We start from the raw sequence: 20,092 nt of genomic DNA on the forward strand, positions 1-20,092 counted from the left end.
CGCTGGCCCGGTGCGGCGACGACGAGCCCGCCGCGCGTGGATTGATTCGACGGGGGGCCTGCTGCGTCCGCTCGTCGAACGGCATCGTTGCCGCCGGCGAGCCCCCCGGCATGCATGGCCCGTGGCGGGTCAGTCGCTCGCGCGTTGTTGCTCCATCGCGAGCCGCAGGCTTTTCGGACGCATGTCGGTCCACACGTCCTTGATGTGACTCAGGCAGGCTTCCCGAGCGCCCGCGAAACCGCTCGCGTGCCAGCCGGCGGGCAGCGCCTTTCCTTCGGGCCAGATTGAATACTGTTCTTCATTGTTGAGCACAACGATGTAATTCACAGCGCAACCCTCCAGATCCTCATCCGTCACGTCGCAATCACGTCTGGCACCCCAACGCTTCCCTGGCCCGCCGAGCCAGGTCGTGGGCAGGCGAACGGCACTAAAACATCGCCGCTCAGGAGGCAAGCGGCGCTCAGGCTAATGACATATTCAAATGACGGGCAATTGCCGCCGGATACTGAAGTGACGTGTTCGTCATTATTACTTGAATAATCAAGCCGCCCCGGCAAATTACGCGGCAATGCGGTGTAATCGACGGAGACTTGATTATGCGGGATGCGCGAAAGCGCTATCGGTGCCAAAGCTACCACGTAGAAAAATAATCCGTCAAACTTTTTTTGATGGCGTGAGCGTGGTGGTTTTTTGTGTCCCCCATTGTAGGGGCATACGTCGAGAGATTTGCGTGGTATCAAATTTAATCTTTGTATTTCAATGTGTTGTGGTTGTGATCTCAAGATTTGGTGTCCGCGTCGAAATGGGGGTTATGGCTTTAGTGCAAATACTCTAAACATTGGTCGAGTGAAGTTGCAGTATCCTCTTCGGGCGCGGTTGATTAACTTTCAACAGAAGTCTTTGCTCCGCTTTCGGCGTGGATTGCTTGTGCTGGCGCTTTGCCTGGGCAGGGATTCGGGGTGTTCGGCTGGGTCGGTATTCGTGATTTTTCACGAATGTGACAGGCAGCCGCACGGCCGGTAATATCCGGTGCGTGAAGTGCGGCGTGAAAAAAGCGCGCTGCTCCATTGAGTTCGCCCGCGCTTCGATGTCGTGGCGACAACGGGTGGTGCCAAGCGTGCCGAACCCGGTAATGCAAATGCAGAAGGACCGCGGTCGACGCGGTAGGGAATCTCGTCCGGGCGCGGCGTCGCGTCCGGTTGCAGCGTGATCATTGCCTCACTTCCGTCTATTTCGCATGAACGAATCGGCCAACGCACACGCAATGCCGGGGCGGTCCGACACCCTGGCGATAGTCGAAAAACTCCTTTCCAAGCGGGGCGTCATGCTCGGCAACATGTCGCCGGGCGACATGGCCACGATGCTCGCGCTGGCGTCGCTCGCGATTCCGGCCGATACGCCGCTCGATGAAGCGGCCGTCAATCAGGCACTCATCCGCTGGTTGAGCGACACCGGCTCGATGCTGCGCATCGACCACGTCGAGCTGAGGCGTACGCTGATCGATCTGCGCTACTGGCAACGCGACGGCTTCGGACGAAGCTACGAGCGACAGGCGCTGCCGGCCGGCCATGGCGCGCAAGCGCATGTCGCCGCGCTGGAGGCGGTCGACATCGAGCGTTTCGTGGCCGACGCCCGCGCTCGCCACGAAGCGCTGCGCACCGAGCGGATGGCGGCCCACGCGCGCAAGAGCGCAACCGCGGACTAGCCGCCGACCGTGGCGTTCGCGGCCATGCGTGACCCGCGGCCGCGACGCCGGATCCACGATCGCGATACATCGAGGAGGGACCAATGAGGCCAGTCATGCCGACTGAACGAGCCGCCCGGCTGGATCCGGATGCGCAGTCCGCCGTCCGGGCGAGCGCGGCCCGCGCGCGCCCGGGGCGCGCGCCGGACCGGAATCCCGCGTACGAAGTCCGGATGCCCGGTTCCGCCCGGATGCGGCGCGATGCCTAGTCATCCGACCGACCTCCCGCTGTCGCATCCTCCGCAGCTCGACGCGCTGTTCGATGCGCGCGCCGCCGCGCACCCCGATCGCCCCGCGCTGCATGTCGAGGAACGCGTGATCAGCTATGCGGCGCTGGCCGCGCGAAAGGCCGGCGTGCGCGATGCGTTGCTGGACGCGGGGCTGTTCGACGCGCACCGCTCCATCGGCCTGCTCTGCGCCAAGGCGGCAGACGCTTACGCGGCGATGCTGGCGATCATGGCGAGCGGCAACGTGTACGTGCCCCTCAATCCGGGCCATCCGCCCGAGCGCATCCGCAAGATTGTGGAATCGGCGCGCCTGTCGACCTTCGTCGTCGACGCGGCGTCGTTTCCGGCGATCGCCGGCTGGCTGGTCGAGGTGGCCGCCGACGTCACGGTCTTCATGCTGAACGCGTCGTCCGACGCCGCCGTCGCGCATCCGGCGAACGTCCGGCTGCGCGCCGTCCGGCCCGCCGACGGCGCGCCGGTCCGCCCGGCGGCCGCGCACACCTGCGAGCTTGCCTACCTGATGTTCACCTCCGGCAGCACCGGCGCGCCCAAGGGCGTACCGGTCAAGCACGCGAACGTGCTCGCGCTGCTGGCTGGCCTGCGTCCGGTGCTCGCGTTGCACGGCGACGACCGACTCACCCATTTCGCGGAACTCAGCTTCGATTTCTCGGTGGGCGAGATCTTTCCGTGCTGGGATGCGGGGGCTTGCCTGTACCTGCCATCGCAGGTGGACCTGCTCGATCCGGCCGCCTTCGTTCGGCGCCACGGGCTGACCGTATGGAGTTCCGTGCCGACGCTGGGCGCATACGTGCAGCAACTCGCCGCGCTGTCCAGCGGGCGCATGCCGACGTTGCGCCTCGCGCTGTTCTGCGGCGAGGCGCTGCCGACAGGCTTGGCGCGCTTCTGGCATGACGCCGCGCCGGACGCCCGGATCGTCAACCTCTATGGCCCCACCGAGGCCACGGTGTTCGCCACGTCGTATACGTTCGACCCCGCCGCGCCGCCGCCAGGCGAGTGGGTGCCGATCGGCGAGCCGTTCGATACGGTGCTCGCGCGCATCGACACGGCGGGCGAGCCCGATCGCCCGATCGGCGAACTGCTGCTGGCGGGCCCGCAGGTCGTCGAGCGGTACTGGGGCGAAGCGGGCGCATCGGGCGAATCGGCCGGCCGTTTCGTCGCCGATCCCGCGATCGCGGACCGGCGCTGGTATCGCACCGGCGATCTCGTCAGCCGCAGCCCGCATCACGGCTACGTATTCCATGGACGCGCGGATCATCAGGTGAAAGTGCGCGGCTTTCGCATCGAGTTGCAGGAGATCGAAGCGACCTTGCGCCGCCTGTTGCCGGACCAGCAGGTCGCCGTGGTGGCCGCGCGCGGCGGCGTCGGGCAGGAGGCGGAACTGGTGGCGTTCTGTGCCCGGCTCGACATCGACCGCGACGAGCTGGCCCGGCGGTGCGCGCTCGAGCTTCCGGCCTACATGGTGCCGCACGTGGTGATGGCGCTGGCGCCGTTTCCCGTCAACGTCAATGGAAAGGTCGACTACCTGAGCCTTCAGCGTCTCGCCGCCGCGGCGCTTGCGGAACCGGAAGCGGTTCCGGCGCCGGCGAGATGACGAATTTCCCCATTCGCAACCCGAACCCCGAAGAAGCGTCGATGCCCTCATCCACATTCAGCTATCCCGCCACCGCGCAGCAGGAAGGCCTGTGGCTCCTGCATCAAGCGAGCGCCGGCCGTTACCTGTACAACTGCCCGTTCGCGTTTCGCGTGCGTGGCGCGCTCGACTGCGACGCGCTGGCGGCCGCGTTCCGCGCGCTGGTTGCCCGCCACGACAGTCTGCGCACCGTCTTCGCGTCCCGGCCGGACGGCCTGTCGCAGATCGTGCACGAGACGCTGCCGCCCGCCATCCGCGTGGTCGACCTGTCGGCACGGGACGCCACGGTTGCCGCGAACGAGCTTGAACGCCTGGCGGAAGCGGTCAGCTTCGAACCGTTCGATCTCGAACACGGGCCGCTCGTGCGCATGACGGTCGCGAAGACTGCGCCGGACGATTACGCGTTGATGTTCGCGTTGCACCACACCGTGTTCGATGAATGGTCGACCGACGTGCTGATCCAGGAGATGAACGCGCTCTACGGCATCCTGATGCGCGGCGGCGACGTCGGGGAACTGTCCGCCCCGCGCATGCAGTTCCCCGAGTATGCGGCGTGGCTGGGCCGACCGGAGGCCGCGCCGGAGATCCGGCGCCAGCTCGAACACTGGCGCGGCAGTCTGGCCGACGCGGCGGCGCCGGTCATGCTGCCGACCGACACCCGCCCGGTGACGGCGCGCGACGATTACCGCGGCGCGCGCGAGCATTGCATGCTGGACGCGCGTGCTCGCGAGGCGATGGACGAACTGGCGCAGCGCCTGCACGCGCCGCCGGCCGCGATCCTGATCGCGACGTTCGCGGCGATCCTGGGCCGCTACGCCCACGAGCGGGATATTGCGCTGGGGTTTCTGGTGTCCGGCCGCCAGCTGGCCGACAGCGAATCGATGATCGGCCTGCTCGTCAATAGTCTGGTGTTGCGGATTCGGCTCGGCGAAGAACCGAGTTTCGAGGATCTCGTGCGGCAGACGCGCGACCGGCTGTTCGACGCCTATACGAATCAGGACGTGCCGTTCCAGCAGGTCGTCAGCGAACTCAATCCGGCACGCAGCGCCGACAGCCATCCGCTGTTCCGTTGCTGCGTGAACTATCATCCGGGCGCGCGCGCGTCGCTCGCGTTCGCGGGCCTGAGCAGCGAGCCCCTCGATATCTGCCCCGTCATCGCGCAATTCGAGCTGCTGCTCGACGCATGGCCGACCGACGACGGCCGGCTCGCATGCTGCTTCGAATACCGGGCCGGCATGTTCGACCGCGATGCGATCCGGCGCTTCGTGGCCCGGTTCCGCACGCTCCTCGGCGCGTTCGTTGCCGAACCGGCCGCGCGGGTGTCGGGCGCGCCGCTGGTCGACGCGTCCGAGCGGGCGCAGTTGCTGCGCGACTGGAACGCCACCGGCCGCGACTTTGACCTGGAGGCGGGGTTCGCGGCGTCATTCGATGCGATCGCGAGCGTCTATCCCGACAAGACGGCGCTCGTGTTCGGTGACCAGCAGCTGTCCTATGCGGAACTGGACCGGCTCACGAACGACGTGGCGGCCTATCTGCGGGCGCAGGGCGTCGGTCCGGAAATGCGGGTCGGCCTGTGCGTCGAGGCATCGTTCGACATGATCGTCGGCATGTTCGGGATCCTGAAGGCCGGTGCGGCCTATGTCGCGCTCGATCCGGAAGATCCGCCGATGCGGCGCGATTACCTGATCGACCATGCGCGCCTGTCGTTCGTGCTCGCGCAGTCGCGCTTCCTCTGCCGCGTTTCCGGATCCGGGTTGCCGTGCGCGGCGCTCGATCGCGACGTCGCGGGCTTCGCGGCGGCCGGCCGGCCTCATGCCGCGCCGGGCGGCCATGCCGGCCAGCTGGCTTACCTGATGTACACGTCGGGGTCGACCGGTCATCCGAAGGCTGTCGCGATCGCCTGGGCCAGCGTGTCGAACCACGTTCACTCGTTTCGCGAGATCAGCGGCCTGCGCGCTGACGATCGCTGCATGCTGTTCTCGAGCTTTGCGTTCGACGGCTCGGTCGAGGAGATCTTCGCGCCGCTGCTGACCGGGGCCACGCTCGTGATCCATCCGGAACGCCCCGTGCCGATCGACACGCTGGAGCGCCTGATCGTGTCGCACCAGCTGACCTTTCTCGATTTCACCGCGGGCTACTGGAACGTCTGGCTGGATCTGCTGGTCGCGCGCAACCGCCAGATTCCGGCGCCGGTCCGCCAGGTCGTGATCGGCGGTGAACTGATCCGGGCCAATCAGCTGATCAGCTGGGACCGGGTCAACCGCGACGGCGAGGTTTCGCTGCTGATTACCTACGGGCCGACGGAGGCCACCGTGATCGCGGCAGGCGTGCAATACGGGAGCGCGACGTCGCCGGTTCGCCTCGCGCATCGCGATGGCTATCTCGGCCGGCCGCTCGGCAATCTGTCGGCCTACGTGCTGGACGACGATCTCGCGCTCCTGCCGGCGGGCGCCGTCGGCGAGCTCTATATTGCCGGCGCGAACCTCGCGCGCGGCTATTTCGATGCGCCGGCGGCGACCGCCGAGCGCTTCGTCCCGAATCCGCATGCGACCACGCCGGGGCAGCGTCTTTATCGTACCGGCGATCTCGCGATGTGGCTGCCGGACGGCACGCTGCTGCATCGGGGCCGGGCCGACAATCAGATCAAGTTCCGCGGTTTTCGCATCGAACTCGGCGAGATCGAGCGCTGTCTCGCGCAGTTCCCGCATGCGCAAGCGGCGGTGGCCGCGGTAGCCGTCGCGCCGAACGGCGATCCGACGCTGGCGGTATTCGTGATGGCCGAGCACGGCCACGAACTGCAGGTGGAGGCGCTGCGCCAGTTCCTCGCCGCGAAGCTGCCGGCCTATCTGGTCCCGCAACGCATCGAGATCAGCGGGACCTTTCCGGTCAAGCCGAGCGGCAAGACCGACGTGGCGAAGCTGGTCGAGGCGATCGATTGGGCGAAGGGCGATGCGGCGGACCGGCCGCGCGCGTCGGAAAGCGGCATCGTCGGCGAAATCACGGGCATGTTCTCCACGCTGCTCAAGCGTGGCGAGCTGGCGCCCGGCGAGAACTTCTTCAAGGCGGGCGGCCATTCACTGCTCGCGCTGCAGGTCCTGTCGCGCATCCGGCAAGCGCACGGCGTCCAGGTGTCGATCAAGGATTTCTACCAGCAACCCACGGCCGAAGGTCTTGCCCAGGTTGTCGACCGCCTGAAGCAGTCGACTGCGGCCGGCAATCGTCCGAGGCTCTCTCCGCTCACGCGCGCGCAGCGCACCTGACCACTTCGTGGACCGACACTCATGACCCATCTCGACGAATCGACCCTGGATTGCCTGATCATCGGCTTTCACGACCCGGATTTCTCAGAGTTCGTGGACATGATGCGCGGCACCGGCGAAGACACGGGCGCGTTCCGCGACCTGAACCTGACGTTCACCGAGGTCGACGGCAAGCCGATGCGCTGCCTTGACCTGATCAATCACCTGATGACGGAGGCGGGCCTGCCGCCCGACACGCCCTACGAGAATTGCGACTTCGTCTGGCCGGTCGTGCTCTATCTCGGCTCGTTCCTGCACCGGCGCGGCTATTCGTTCGACTACGTCAGCCTGTTCCATCGCGAGCGGGACGAGCTCGCCGAACGTTTCAAGGGGAAGCGTTTCCGGAGCGTCGTGATCACGACCACGGTCTACGTATCGCCGCAGCCGATCATCGAGATCGTCGAGTTCCTGCGCTCGATCGGCATCGATGCGCCCTTCATCATCGGCGGTCCCTATATCTCGAGCCAGCACAAGGTATTGACGCAGGATGAGATGGCGCTGACGTTCGACTTCATCGGCGGCGACATCTACGTGATCAGCTCCGAGGGCGAATCGACGCTCGCGAAGGTGCTGGAAAGGCTGAAGGCTGGCGAAAGCCTGGACGGCATTCCGAACATCGTCGTGGCGACCGGCGACGGGTTCGACTTCCATCCGTTGGAGACCGAGCGCAACGAGCTTCATGACGAGCCGATCGATTACACGCTGTTCGGCCCGGAGGCGATCGGCCGGTTCGTGTCGTTGAGGACGGCGAAATCCTGTCCGTTCTCCTGCAACTTCTGCGGATTCCCCCAACGGGCGGGCAGTTACGTGTACACCGATATCGGGCACGTGGAGCGGGAGCTCGACGCGATCGCCAATCTCGGCACGGTCTCGACGCTGACCTTCCTCGACGATACGTTCAACGTGCCCAAAGGCCGCTTCAAGTCGATCCTGCGCCTGATGATCGAGCGAGGCTATGGCTTCCGCTGGAACTCCTTCTACCGCTCGGACCACGGCGACGCCGAGACGATCGAACTGATGGCCGAGTCCGGTTGCGAAGGCGTGTTCCTCGGCATCGAATCCGGCTGCGACCGGATCCTCGAGCTGATGAACAAGGCGGCTCGCAAGAAGCACTACGGCGCGGCGATCGACAAGTTCCGCGAGGTCGGCATCACCACCTACGGTTCGTTCATCATCGGTTTCCCCGGGGAAACTCGCGACTCGGTGTTCGAAACCATGGAATTCATCGAGACCCATGCGCCGACGTTTTATCGGGCGCAACTGTTCTATCTGGATCCGGCAACGCCGGTCTGGCGCGACCGCGAGCAGCTCGGCGTGGTTGGCGGCGGCTTCGAGTGGCGGCACCCGACCATGGACAACCATGAAGCCAGCGCACTGATCGAGCAGATGTTTCTGCAGATCCGGAATTCGGTCTGGTGTCCGCAAAACGGCTTTGAGGACTGGAGCATCTACTATCTGATGCGCCACGGCTTCGCGCGCGACGACGTGACCGCGTTTGTGCGCGGCTTCAACGAGCTGGTCGGCATGAAGCTCCAGCCGCCTCAGGATTGCGCCGCGCGCGACTACGTGATGGACACGTTGCGCGACATCGCGGTGGCGGCGCGCCGCCGCTATCTGGCGCAGCCTCGCACGCTGATGCCCGTGCCGAAACCGCGTGCGGAGCCGGCGCGGCAGAAGGTACTGCCCATTCTGGTGCGGTGAGCCTGATTCGGAGCCGGATGATGACGAGCCTGGAAAGCCACGCTGCCGCTGCGGCGGTGGAACGGATCGAGAACGCGCTGCTGTGCATCGCCTCCGGCGTGCTGAAGCGTGCGGAGATATCGAGCCGTGAAGATCTGTTCAAGACCTACGGCATGCAGTCCCTGACCGCACTGCGCGTCGTGGTCGCCGCGCGCGCGCAGGATATCGCGTTGTCGATCGTCGATCTCTATCAGCATCGAACCGTGTGCGCGGTCGCGCGACATCTCGCGGGCCCGGCGGCGGAGGTCGGCAACGCGGCGCCGTCAGGCCGGTGTGGTGGCGGCAGCGTGACGTGATGAAGCAGACGAAACCGCTTTGTCGCGTGCACGCATCCTTGCCGTCGTCATCCGTTGCGCGGTTCGCCGGGACTTGTCCTAGCGGCCTGCAAGGGTGAATGGCTCCGCCGCGACAGGTCGCGGCGGGGGGCGCGTTCCAGATTACGTCAGGTCGAACCGATCGGCGTTCGTGACGTTCGCCCATGTCCGTTACCGCTGCAAAGAACGGTGGTCCTCATGCAGCGCAAGGGCGCCTGCCAGACGGCTGCTTCGTGCGCGTTCATCGAGATCGCGCTGGACGTAGCGGGGACGCTCGCACGGCGTCCGAAGCAAGCGGCCCCGGCATCCGGAAAGCAAATACTACTTACTACATTCGATTCCGCGCTTTGCAAGATCGGGACTCGCACTTATCCATGGCACTTTTGTGCAACGCTTAATCGTTGTCCATGGAATATCGATTCGTCGATGAATCGACCGCTTGCGACACATTCGATCGCTCGCCGACATCGAATGGAAATTGCATTGATTAATCTTGGCGAAGCATTTCCCGCGCCGCTAAATCTAGGCTTTAAGTTCTAAATTTCCTCGGCGGCTAAAGATGCTGAGAATCGCTGCCGATAATGTGTCAATTGGATGATGGTCATCACGATGATTCCGATGACATAAATTTTCAGAAAAACGGATGTCGCGATACCCATGTCAAGCGTAACGCGCACCTCGTCACGGTTTCGATTCGTTGATTGCGCGAAGTAGGTTGCCATCGCACGCACACTATCGCGAATGCAGAAAAAACATGCGCGATTGCCCAAGAATTCATCAAGCGACCATTTGTGCTGCGATCGGCATCGTCGTTCTCCTGTGCATGGTTCCGCGCGGCAAGGCTGCGGCCGCGCCGATACCCGATGGGGCCCAGACGCCCCGCCAGCAGATGCAGGACCTGCAGGATCTCTGGCAGGCTGAGCAGCAGGAATCGCGCCGGAGATCCTTGCAACAGGCCGTGCCGGCCGATGCGAATCCGGCTGCGGCAACCGACCTTGGCACGACGTGCCTGCAATGGCAATCCGTCGAGCTGAAGGGGCTCGACTTGCTGAGCGCCGGACAGAAGCAAACGCTGCTGGACGCGCTGCCCGCAGGTTGCGTGACCGCGCAGAGGCTCGGCGAGCTGACTCGCCTGATTACCGCGATGTTCCTGCAACAGGGCTATTTCCGCATCAACCTGGACTCGAGCCACGTCGGCCGGACGCTGACATGGACGGTCAGGCCGGCCAGGGTCGCGGCGATACGCAACGCCACGTCCTTGAATACGGCGAGCTTGTTCCCGGGCCTGATCGGGGAGCCGGTCAACGTGCACGATCTCGATCAGGGCCTCGAGCAGGCCAACCGGCTCCCCGGCCATCACGTGACGATGGACGTGTACCCCGATCGCAACGGGGATGTCGTCATTGCGCTGACGGACGTTCCCGCCGGGGCGGTGCATGGCTCGATCGGCTGGAACAACTTCGGTCCCGGCAGTACGGGCCGCGCGCAGGCCGTTGCCCAATTCAGCGTGTCCAATCCGACCGGCCTCGCGGACAGCCTCGCGTTCAATGCAACCAGCACGCTTCACACCGATCCGTCTCGTTACAGCCGCAGCGCGGGCGCGCTCTACAGCATTCCGTTCGGCCACTGGACATTCTCGGCGCTGGGTGGCGCGTCGGTCTATCGCACGCTCGCATCGCTGGTCATCCATACGGTTCGGCTCGACGGCAATTCATGGTTCGCGGGGCTGCGCGGCGAGTATGTGTTCTCCCGCGACGGCGCGCATATCAGCTCCGCGTATGGGCAACTGACGCGCGTGGTCGTGGAGAGCCGCTTCATGGGCAGCACGCTGGCCATTCAGAGCGCGTCCCTCACGACGCTCGCCGCCGGTCTCAATCACACGGCGCTTGTGGGCCGCAACGTGCTCGGCGCGAACCTGGAATACAAGCAGGGGCTGAGCTGGCTCGGCGCGGACAAGGATGCTCCCGGAAGCGGCCTGCCGGTCTCGCAGTTCAGGAAGACGACGACCTCGTTGTCATGGTCGCACGCGTATCAGGCGTACCGGCAGACCCTCCGCTTCGACCATGTGCTGGCCGCGCAATACAGCGCGGACAACTTGCCGCCGATCGAACAGATGGGCATCACGGATCGCGGCAGCATACGCGGCTTTCGCAATACCTACCTGACCGGCGATTACGGGTTCTATCTGCGGCAGACCGTTTCGAGCCCGCAGCATGTCGCAAGCGGGATGTTCAGCCCGTACCTCGGCCTCGACGCGGGCCGCGTTCGCCAGCATGGCGGGCAGTGGCGGGGCGCCGTCAGCGGCACGCTCGGCGTCGCGTTCGACCGGAAACCCTGGTCGGCCGACCTCGCATTCAGCAAGGGCAGGACGTTTGCGCAATTCAGTGGCGATGCTTGGGATACCGAATTCATGGCCCAGGTCGTTGCACGCTTTTAACCGACGGCGCGTGCCGCCCGCGCAGAGACCCGATTCCCGGCGTGAATGCGCCTGCGTCGCGCCCGGGCATGTCGAGCGCGCATCGAAAGATCGAAACCAGCCGGCGCAAGACCGGCGGATTGCAGAGGGGCAGCAGCGGCATCGAGCTGTCGTGGCATGACGGAGACGAACGGCGGCTTCACGTCGCCGGAGAAGCTTGAAGACCAACTGTTGCTTTTGATCACTGGGGGGGAACCTATGTCTGAGCACCCGATGAAATCATGCAGACTGTCTGCATCCGGAAAGCTGTCCGTCCTTGTAGGGCTGGCCATATGGAGCATGAACGCGGCCCACGCGCAGAATATCGTGCCGGTCGGGAATACGGGCGTCAGCCAACATAACGGCGTAGACGTTGTCAACATCGCGGCACCGAACGCCGGCGGACTGTCGCTCAATCAGTACAACAAATTCAACGTCGGCACCCAGGGTGCGGTGCTCAACAATTCGACGGTTGCCGGACAGTCGCAACTCGCGGGGCAATTGGCCGCAAACGCGCAACTGCAGGGGCAGGCGGCCAAGGTCATCCTGAACGAAGTGGTCAGCAAGAATCCGTCGCTGCTGCTGGGCAAGCAGGAAGTCTTCGGGATGGCGGCGGACTATGTGCTCGCCAACCCGAACGGCATCACCTGCTCGGGATGCGGTTTCATCAACACCCCGCGTGCATCGCTCGTGGTCGGCACGCCCGAGCTGGCGAACGGAAGCCTCGCCGGCTTTGCGGTCGGCGCCAACGGCGGCAACAACGGCCTCGCCGTGTCCGGCAACGTGTCCGGCGCGGCCGTGCTGGACCTGATTGCGCCAAAAGTCGACGTCAACGGCAACCTTCAGGCCAGCGACAGCGTCAATGTCATCGCAGGCCGCCAGCAAGTCGACTACGCGGGGCTCGGGAGACACGACCTGACCGCGAACGAGAAGGCGGCCGCCTCTTCGGTTCCGGTGCTCGACGGTTCCGTCGTCGGCAGCATCTCGGCGGGCACGATTCGCATCTACAACAGTGACCCGCAGGCAAGCACCAGCGTTCATGCCAATCTGGACGCCGGTCAGGGCATCGACATGCAGGCGGCCGGGAATGTGTCCATCACCGCCAGCCAGATCGACGCGCCGCAGATTGCGGTTGCGGCGAACAATCTCGCGATGCAAGGGCAGGTGCAGGGCGTCGACGCCACGACCGCGCCGAGTTCCAGCGGTTCATGGTTCAGTGGAACCCACGCGACATCGGGCGCCAGCCACACCGAAACGTTCGCGGCGACGCAAATCCACGGCGGCGACGTCAGCCTGAACGCGGCCGGCAAGGCCAGCCTGAATGCCGTGCAGATCGATGCGCGCAACGTGAACGTGACGGCGGGCAGCGTCGCGCTCGACAGTACCGTGACGACCCGTACTGCTTCAAGCACCGACAAGCAAGGCAAAATATTCTGGAGCAACTCGACCCGGCAGGACCAGCAGGCGCAAACGCTGTACGGCAACGACTGGCATGCGGATCGGGACATCGGCATCCATGCGACGCGCGGCGCGGTGAGCGTGAACGCCGCCGCGATCGCGGCCGGCGGATCGGTCGCCGTCGACGGCAGCCAGGGCGTGACGCTCGGTGGTACCGTCGCCCGGAATGGGACCGTGACGGCCAACCGCTACGTCAATGAAACCGCCGCGCTCAAGACCGGTCAGCAGGTGACGTCCGGCACGGAGCAGACTTACCACGGCACCACCATTCAGGCCGGCAACAACGTCAGTATCGGCAGCGCGGCGGACGTGAGCCTGCTCGGCGCGCAAGTCGATGCGGCGCAGGTTGCGATTGCGAGCCACGGAACGACGACCATCGGCGCGCAATCCAGCCAGAACGAGCAGAGCCAGCAACAGAACTTCGTGTACTGGGGCGGGATTGGCGGCGGCGAGACGCATGGCACGCGGACAACCGCCACGACGCAACACGGGAGCGCGATCAACGCCCGGAACGTGTCCGTGCAAGGCGACGGCGGCGTGAACGTCGTGGGCAGCACGCTGAGCGGCAGCAGCGGCGTGCAACTGGCGTCCGCCAACGGCGGCGTCAGCATCGGGCATGTGTCCAACCACACGGAGACGTTGCAGAACGACCGGCACGGCACCGCATTCAATATCACCGACAAGAGCCATACGTCGCAGCGCGACAGCGACACCACGGTCGCATCGGCGATCGCCTCGCAAGGCGCCATTCAGGTGAACAGCGCGAAGGACATCTCGTTGACGGGCAGCAGCGTCACTGCGGGCGGCGCCTTGAACGTCCATGCCGCCGGCACGATTCGCAGCGACATTGCCGATGCGCAGACGTCGACCACGACGCAGGATTTCACGCTCGGTACCGTGCCGAACGTTCAGCACAGCACGTCGGGAACCACGCTGAACGTGACCGCGGGAATCGGGCTGCAGGGCGTGACGCACACCGTCGGCCAAGGCAGCGGCGTGGCGACCGCCAGCACGCTGAGCGGCGGCACGGTGACGCTTCAGGGCGATACGGCGATCGACCTCAAGGGCAGCCGGATTTCGGCTACCGCCGGCGACGTCAAGCTGGCCGGACAGAACGTGAGCGTCGGGGCCGGTGACAGCAAGGTGACCAGCAATTTCGACGACACCAACGTCACCGGGGCTGGCGTGTATGTGAGCGGCCAGCTCACGAACGTCGACACCAGCAGCATCGCCAGCTTCGTCGACGGCATCGGCAAGATCGGTGTCGGTCAGGTTGGCATCGGCGCCCAGGCCGGCACGCAGCAGACCCATGCCCGCAACGAAGCGCATCAGGCGATCGTGTCGACTGTTCAGGCATCCGGCAATGTCGCGATGCGGGCCGATCAGACGTTGCGGAACACGGGCACCGTGGTGACCACGCCCGGCACGATCAGCCTGACCGCGCGCGACGTCGTCAACGACGCGGCAGCGAACACGACGACCCGCACGGTCGTCAGCGGCGACGGCAAGGTCGCGTTCGCAGCAAACGCGATGCTTTCTGCACCGTTGACCGCCGAGCTGGGAGTCGACGGCCAGGGCGCTGCCTCGACTGCCGTCAACACCACGGCCGTTGTCAGCAAGCTCTCCGGCGGGCAGATCAACGTGAATGGAAGCCGCAGCGTGACGGACGTCGGCACGCAATATGCCGCCGCGGGTGACGTCAACATCCACGCCGGCACGTATGCGGGCAATGCCGCTGAAAATTCGCAGGTCACGACCGTCCGGACGGGCAGCGCGGGCGCCAAGGTGAGCGCGAGCACGGTCACGTTCCAGGACTTCACCGTGCAGGCGAGCGCCAATGGCGCGTACCAGTATCAGCAGACCGGCAACGCGCAGGCGGTACTCGGCAATATCAACGCGCAAAACGTGACGATTCAGGCGGACAACACGCTGTCGTCGGCGATGAACATCGCGGCTGCCGATCACGTGACGCTGGCCGCGGGGCAGGACGTCACCGTTGCGCAGGCCAGCAATCGCCAATGGCAAGTCCAGGCGGGCGTATCGGCCGGCGGCAGCCTGGGCGCGACCGCCGTTCCGGCTGCCGGCGTGATCGTGCCGTCGTCGTTTTCCGTCAATGGCGGCGTGAACTATCAAAACGCGCGGGATAGCCAGGCCGTGGCCGCCGGCGTTTCCGGCAAAAGCATTGCCATTTCGGCGGGCAACTCGGCGGTGGTGCAAGGCGCAACGCTCAAGGGCGATAACGTCACGATGCAGGCGGCCAAGGTCGCATTCGATGCCGGCTACGACCACCATGACGCCTTCGGCATCGGTACGAAGGGCAATGTTTCGGTCACCCTGCTTCCGGGTGCCGGTGGCGCGTCGATCGGCGGCGGGACGCTCGGCGCCGGCGTGAACGTGGTCAGCGAAAGCGCGTCGCAAGCGCATGGCGGCAGTATCGTGGCCGGCAACGTGAGCCTGATCGGCGACAGCCGGGACCATGACCTTGCAGTCGTCGGCGCCAGCATCAAGGCCGACAACCTGACCATCCGCAACCAGTCCGGCAACGTGTCCGTCATCGCCGCCAAGGGCGAGACGCATAAGGCGAACTGGAACGTTGGTGGCGGCGGGACGGCTGGCTCGAACGACAAGCGGCTGGTCAACCTCGGCGCCAATGCGCAAGTTGGCGTCGACGGCGAGAACAGCACGACGTATCAAGTTGGGCAGATCAACGCCGGGACCGTCAATCTCGCCGCCGGGCAGGACATCACGCTGCAGACCAACCTGCAGGCCGGCGTGCTGAACGGGCAAGCCGGCGGCAACGTGTCGGTGTCGTCCGCTCAGAATCGGAAGGACACGTTCCGCTTCAGTTTCGCGGCGAGCGCGAACGACGTTCCGATTCCCGCCGGCCAGACGACGGCAGCCGACGCCATCAAGACAATCGGCAATGCAGTGGCCAAGGACGGCGCCGCGGCGCTCAACCCGAAGGGCAACGTGGCGCTGACGCTCGACAACACGGCGAGCACCCAGGTCAGCACCGTTCACGCCGGGCAGATGAACGTGACGGCGGGCGGCGGGCAAGTGACGATCAATGCCGCGAACGTGAGCAGCGACGGTGGCGCCGGCTTTGGCGGGGCAGCGGTCACGACCACGGGCTACCGCGATTCCGCATACCGCGTCGATTTCAGCGGGGCAGCATCTGCATTGCCGGGTGCGCCGGTGTCGGGATCCTCTGCCAATGGCAATCCGTTTCAGTGGCCGATCAACGGCAACGTCAACGTGAGTGCGAAAGACACCGAGATCAATGCCTCAGTCGGCCTGAAGTAACCGTCTGATCCTGGTTGGCTCGATCGCCTGGGGCGGGCAGCCCCAGGCGTTTTTTTTTGCGGGCGCGACTGGATCGAAGAAGACGGCAGCCAACGCATCTTGATGCACCGCTTTCGTCAGCCTTCGCGAAGCGAATTCGGCTTGAGCGCCCGTGAATCCGCCCGCGGGATTTCACTTTGGCGAACAAATTCGTTCAATTTTTTTCGCTTTTCGTGGCTCAGTGCCTCCGTTTACTCTCACGGCACCCAATTGCACGCCGTCTTCGGCCGCCCACGCGCGCAATTGAAATAACCGAAACGGAGACTAGACGTGCCCAAAGCCAGCCCCCTCGCACCTACCGCCGGCGTCCGGCAGACCGGGACATTCGCGCACCTTCGCTCCATTTTCAGCGGCTCGGTGGGGAACCTCATCGAGTATTACGACTGGTACGTGTATTCGGCCTTTTCGCTGTATTTCGCCAAGGTCTTCTTCCCGAGCGGCAGCCAGACGGTCCAGTTGCTCAATACCGCGGCCATCTTTGCCGTCGGCTTCGTCATGCGTCCGATCGGCGGCTGGCTGGTCGGCCTGTATGCCGACCGCAAGGGGCGCAAGGCGGCCTTGCTCGTTTCGGTGCTGGCGATGTGCGCGGGCTCGTTGATCATCGGCCTGACGCCGGGCTACAACAGCATTGGCCTGGCGGCGCCCATTCTGTTGGTGACCGCGCGTCTCGTGCAGGGGTTGAGCCTCGGCGGCGAATACGCCAGTTCGGCCACTTACCTGAGCGAAATGGCCGACAAGACGAACCGCGGCTTCTACTCCAGCTTTCTGTTCGCGACGCTCTCGCTCGGTCAGTTGCTGGCGATGGCCGTGCTCGTGGTGCTGCAGCAGTTCTTCCTGACCGCCGAGCAGCTGGAAAGCTGGGGCTGGCGCATCCCGTTCCTCATCGGGGCCCTGGCGTCCTGCGCGGCAATCCTGTTGCGCCGGAACATGGAAGAAACCGAATCGTTCGAACTGGCCCGCAAGCACAAGCGCCCGCCGCCGTCCCTGGCGGCATTGTTCAAGCACAAGCGCGAATGCCTGATCGTCGCCGGCCTGACGCTCGGTGGCACGGTCGCGTTCTACGCGTACACGACGTACATGCAGAAGTTTCTGGTCAATAGCGCGGGGATGAGCAAGGCCGACGCTTCCATGGTGTCGGTGGTCAGCCTGATTGTGTTCGTGTTGCTGCAGCCGGTGTTCGGCAGCTTGTCGGACCGGATCGGCCGCCGCCCGTTGCTGATCGCCTTCGGCGTACTGGGAACGGTATGCACCGTGCCGATCTTCCACGAGCTGACCAAGGTTCAGAGCATCGGCGGCGCGCTCATGCTGATATTGGCTGCGCTGTTGATCGTCAGCCTGTATTCGTCCGTCAGCGCGGTGGCCAAGGCCGAACTGTTTCCGGTCGGCATCCGCGCGCTGGGCGTGGGGTTGCCCTATGCCATCACGGTGTCGCTGTTCGGCGGCACGGCCGAGTACATCGCCCTGTGGACCAAGAGCATCGGGCACGAAAGCTGGTTCTTCTGGTATGTGTCCGCATGCGTGCTGGTGTCGCTGCTGTGCTATTTGTGGATGCCCGATCCGAAGAAAGTATCCTGCATCGATCAGGATTGAGCGCCACGACCGGGCGCCCGGCGCAGCAACGCGCTGGCTGGACTAGCGAAAATCCGCGTACTGCCGCACCAGCGCCAGCATCGCTGGAATCAGTGCGCGCATGTCGCCGCGCCGCCACTGAAACGCATAGGGAAGCGGCGACAAAGCGGGCTTGCTCGTCAATCGCACCAGCGCCGCGTCCATGTGCGCGGCGGCCCAATCGGCAGGCAGGAAGCCGATGCCGACACCTTCGCGCATCATGCCCGCCAGCGCGCTCCAGTTGTTGCACGTGATTCGGCGCGCATGATTGACGCCGGTCGCCAGCAACCACTCGTCCAGCACGTGCGTCGTGCCGGCGCCGGCGGGCAACGTGACGAGCGGGTGCTGCTCCAGCAACGCGGGCGTCAACGTGCGTGCGCCGCCGACCAGTTGCTCCGACGCCATCCATGCAAACCGGGCCTCCGTCACCTGCTGCGACAGGATGCTGCCGCGCGACGAACGACCCGCGATCACCGCGAAGTCGAGCTCGCCTGCATCGACCTTGGCTTCGAGCACGGCGCCGACGTCGACGTACGGCTCCAGCCTCAATTGCGGATGCAATTTCTGGACGGCTGCCACGAATCGCGGCAGCCAGGTCAAAGCGGACAGCTCGCCCACGCCGAAGCTCAGGCGACCGGTCAATCCCTTGTCCTGCGCGAACGCATCCTGCAACGCAGCCACGGATTCCAGCACCCGGATCGCGGCGGGCAGCAACGTCTCGCCATCCTCCGTCAACACGGCCCGATGGCCGCTGCGGTCGAACAGCACGCGCCCCGTGGCCTGCTCCAGTTCGTTGATCCGCTTGGACAACGAGGAAATGGACAGGTTGAGCCGCTGCGCCGCGGTTGCGAAATTCGCGGAGGTCGCCGCCCAGTAAAACGCATCCAGCTGCTTGAAAGTCGGAGTCGCCAAGGTATTTCACTTTTTTCGAACGATTTCGTTTGAACATTATCGCTTTTATTCGATGGTGCGGCTACCTAGAATGGCAGCGTCGTTTCAGGGAAACTCATTGATGACCACCGTTACCTCTCGAATCGCGGAAGCGCGCCAACCTGCGGCCAGCGCCGGCGTACCGCCCCGTGCGTTGCGGAACATGCTGAGCCTGCACGACTTCGAGGCCCGCGCGCGGCGGATCTTGCCGCGTCCGATCTTCGGTTACGTCAGCGGTGCCGCGGAAGACAACCGCACGCTGGACGACAACCGTGCGGTGTTCGAGGAATACGGGTTGCTGACGCGCGTACTGCGTGACGTTTCCCGGCGGCAACAGACGGTTGAATTGTTCGGTCAGCGATTTGCGTCGCCTTTCGGCATCGCGCCGATGGGCATCAATGCGCTGTCGACGTATCGGGGCGACATCGTGCTGGCACGCGCGGCGCAGGCGGCCGGGATTCTCTCCATCATGAGCGGCTCATCGCTCATTCCGTTGGAAGACGTTGCCGCGGCTGCGCCGGGAACGTGGTTCCAGGCGTACATTCCGGGCGATCATGCCCGCATCAGCGCGCTGCTCGAGCGCATTGCGCGCGCCGGCTACCGGACGCTGGTGATCACCGTGGACATCCCCGTGTCGGCCAACCGGGAAAACAACGTCCGTGCGGGCTTCTCGACGCCGCTGCGCCCCAGCCTGCGCCTTTGCTGGGATGGTCTGACACGGCCGCGATGGCTGCTGGGCACCTTCGCACGGACGCTGGCCGCACACGGCATGCCCCACTTCGAGAATTCCTTCGCGACGCGCGGCGCGCCGATCCTCTCCGCCAACGTGCTGCGGGATTTCTCCGCGCGCGACCACCTCAACTGGGAACACCTGGCGCGCATCCGGCAGCAATGGAAGGGCGAGCTGGTCATCAAGGGCATCCTGAGTGTCGAGGATGCCGTCACCGCGCGCGAGGCGGGCGCGGACGGGATCATTCTGTCCAATCATGGCGGCCGCCAGCTGGACGGCGCTGCGTCGCCGATGCGGATCCTGCGGGACGTGGTGCACGCCGTGGGGAGCGAGTATCCGGTGATGGTCGACAGCGGTTTTCGGCGGGGGGCGGACGTGCTCAAGGCACTGGCGCTCGGCGCGCGCATGGTGTTCGTGGGACGCCCGTTCAATTATGCGGCCGCCGTCGCGGGTGAGTCGGGCGTGACGCATGCGATCCGGCTGCTGCAGGAAGAAATCGATCGCGACATGGCGATGGTGGGCGCAAACGGCTGCGGCGAGCTCACATCCGAAATTCTGGTCCGCAAGCGCTGACCGGCGGCGCTGTCATCGCTG

Annotated in this window: 13 protein-coding genes; 9 read left to right on the forward strand and 4 right to left on the reverse strand. The window is 65.1% G+C overall.

Annotation, left to right across the window (positions count from 1 at the left end):
- Window positions 1–129: 129 nt before the first annotated feature.
- Window positions 130–327: an MbtH family protein gene (locus tag B7P44_RS18760; RefSeq protein WP_088511495.1), complete on the reverse strand. Its 198-nt coding sequence runs from the start codon at window positions 325–327 to the stop codon at window positions 130–132.
- A gap of 26 nt (window positions 328–353) precedes the next feature.
- A complete protein-coding gene (locus B7P44_RS36425) occupies window positions 354–782 on the reverse strand; it encodes a hypothetical protein (protein ID WP_133118028.1) in 429 nt (142 codons plus the stop codon).
- A gap of 455 nt (window positions 783–1,237) precedes the next feature.
- Between B7P44_RS36425 and B7P44_RS18765 the strand changes: the two genes are divergently transcribed.
- From B7P44_RS18765 to B7P44_RS18785, 5 genes are all read left to right on the forward strand, one after another.
- A complete protein-coding gene (locus B7P44_RS18765; protein ID WP_084907164.1) occupies window positions 1,238–1,705 on the forward strand; it encodes a DUF2087 domain-containing protein in 468 nt (155 codons plus the stop codon).
- 240 nt (window positions 1,706–1,945) lie between these two features.
- A complete protein-coding gene (locus B7P44_RS18770) occupies window positions 1,946–3,583 on the forward strand; it encodes an amino acid adenylation domain-containing protein (protein WP_157721080.1) in 1,638 nt (545 codons plus the stop codon).
- 41 nt (window positions 3,584–3,624) lie between these two features.
- On the forward strand, window positions 3,625–6,882 hold the full coding sequence (locus B7P44_RS18775) for a non-ribosomal peptide synthetase (RefSeq protein ID WP_162296950.1): 3,258 nt from the start codon (window positions 3,625–3,627) through the stop codon (window positions 6,880–6,882).
- Window positions 6,883–6,903: 21 nt separating this feature from the next.
- A complete protein-coding gene (locus tag B7P44_RS18780; protein ID WP_084907170.1) occupies window positions 6,904–8,622 on the forward strand; it encodes a PhpK family radical SAM P-methyltransferase in 1,719 nt (572 codons plus the stop codon).
- A 20-nt stretch (window positions 8,623–8,642) separates the two neighbouring features.
- Window positions 8,643–8,957: an acyl carrier protein gene (locus tag B7P44_RS18785; protein WP_157915384.1), complete on the forward strand. Its 315-nt coding sequence runs from the start codon at window positions 8,643–8,645 to the stop codon at window positions 8,955–8,957.
- Between the two features lie 554 nt (window positions 8,958–9,511).
- On the opposite strand, the gene B7P44_RS18790 is transcribed toward B7P44_RS18785, so the two are convergent.
- Window positions 9,512–9,697 carry a hypothetical protein gene (locus B7P44_RS18790; protein WP_084907174.1) on the reverse strand — a complete coding sequence of 62 codons (186 nt, stop codon included), beginning with the start codon at window positions 9,695–9,697 and terminating at the stop codon, window positions 9,512–9,514.
- Between the two features lie 224 nt (window positions 9,698–9,921).
- On the opposite strand from B7P44_RS18790, the gene B7P44_RS18795 reads away from it, so the two are divergent.
- From B7P44_RS18795 to B7P44_RS18805, 3 genes are all read left to right on the forward strand, one after another.
- Window positions 9,922–11,412 (forward strand): ShlB/FhaC/HecB family hemolysin secretion/activation protein, encoded by a 1,491-nt coding sequence (locus B7P44_RS18795; RefSeq protein WP_162296949.1) that lies wholly within the window; start codon window positions 9,922–9,924, stop codon window positions 11,410–11,412.
- Window positions 11,413–11,568: 156 nt separating this feature from the next.
- Window positions 11,569–16,191, forward strand: coding sequence for a two-partner secretion domain-containing protein (locus tag B7P44_RS18800; RefSeq protein WP_162296948.1), 4,623 nt, complete (start codon window positions 11,569–11,571; stop codon window positions 16,189–16,191).
- Between the two features lie 309 nt (window positions 16,192–16,500).
- The gene (locus tag B7P44_RS18805) at window positions 16,501–17,820 is read left to right on the forward strand and encodes an MFS transporter (protein WP_084907180.1); all 1,320 of its coding nucleotides are present in this window, start codon (window positions 16,501–16,503) and stop codon (window positions 17,818–17,820) included.
- A gap of 42 nt (window positions 17,821–17,862) precedes the next feature.
- Here B7P44_RS18805 and B7P44_RS18810 read toward each other — a convergent pair whose 3' ends face one another.
- A complete protein-coding gene (locus tag B7P44_RS18810; protein WP_084907182.1) occupies window positions 17,863–18,750 on the reverse strand; it encodes a LysR family transcriptional regulator in 888 nt (295 codons plus the stop codon).
- A gap of 100 nt (window positions 18,751–18,850) precedes the next feature.
- Here B7P44_RS18810 and B7P44_RS18815 point away from each other — a divergent pair, with 100 nt between their 5' ends.
- Entirely contained in the window at window positions 18,851–20,071 is a 1,221-nt protein-coding gene (locus B7P44_RS18815) for an alpha-hydroxy acid oxidase (RefSeq protein ID WP_084909893.1), read from the forward strand.
- Window positions 20,072–20,092: the final 21 nt, after the last annotated feature.

Origin of the sequence: Burkholderia ubonensis subsp. mesacidophila (genome assembly GCF_002097715.1) — a bacterium.
GTDB lineage: Bacteria > Pseudomonadota > Gammaproteobacteria > Burkholderiales > Burkholderiaceae > Burkholderia > Burkholderia mesacidophila.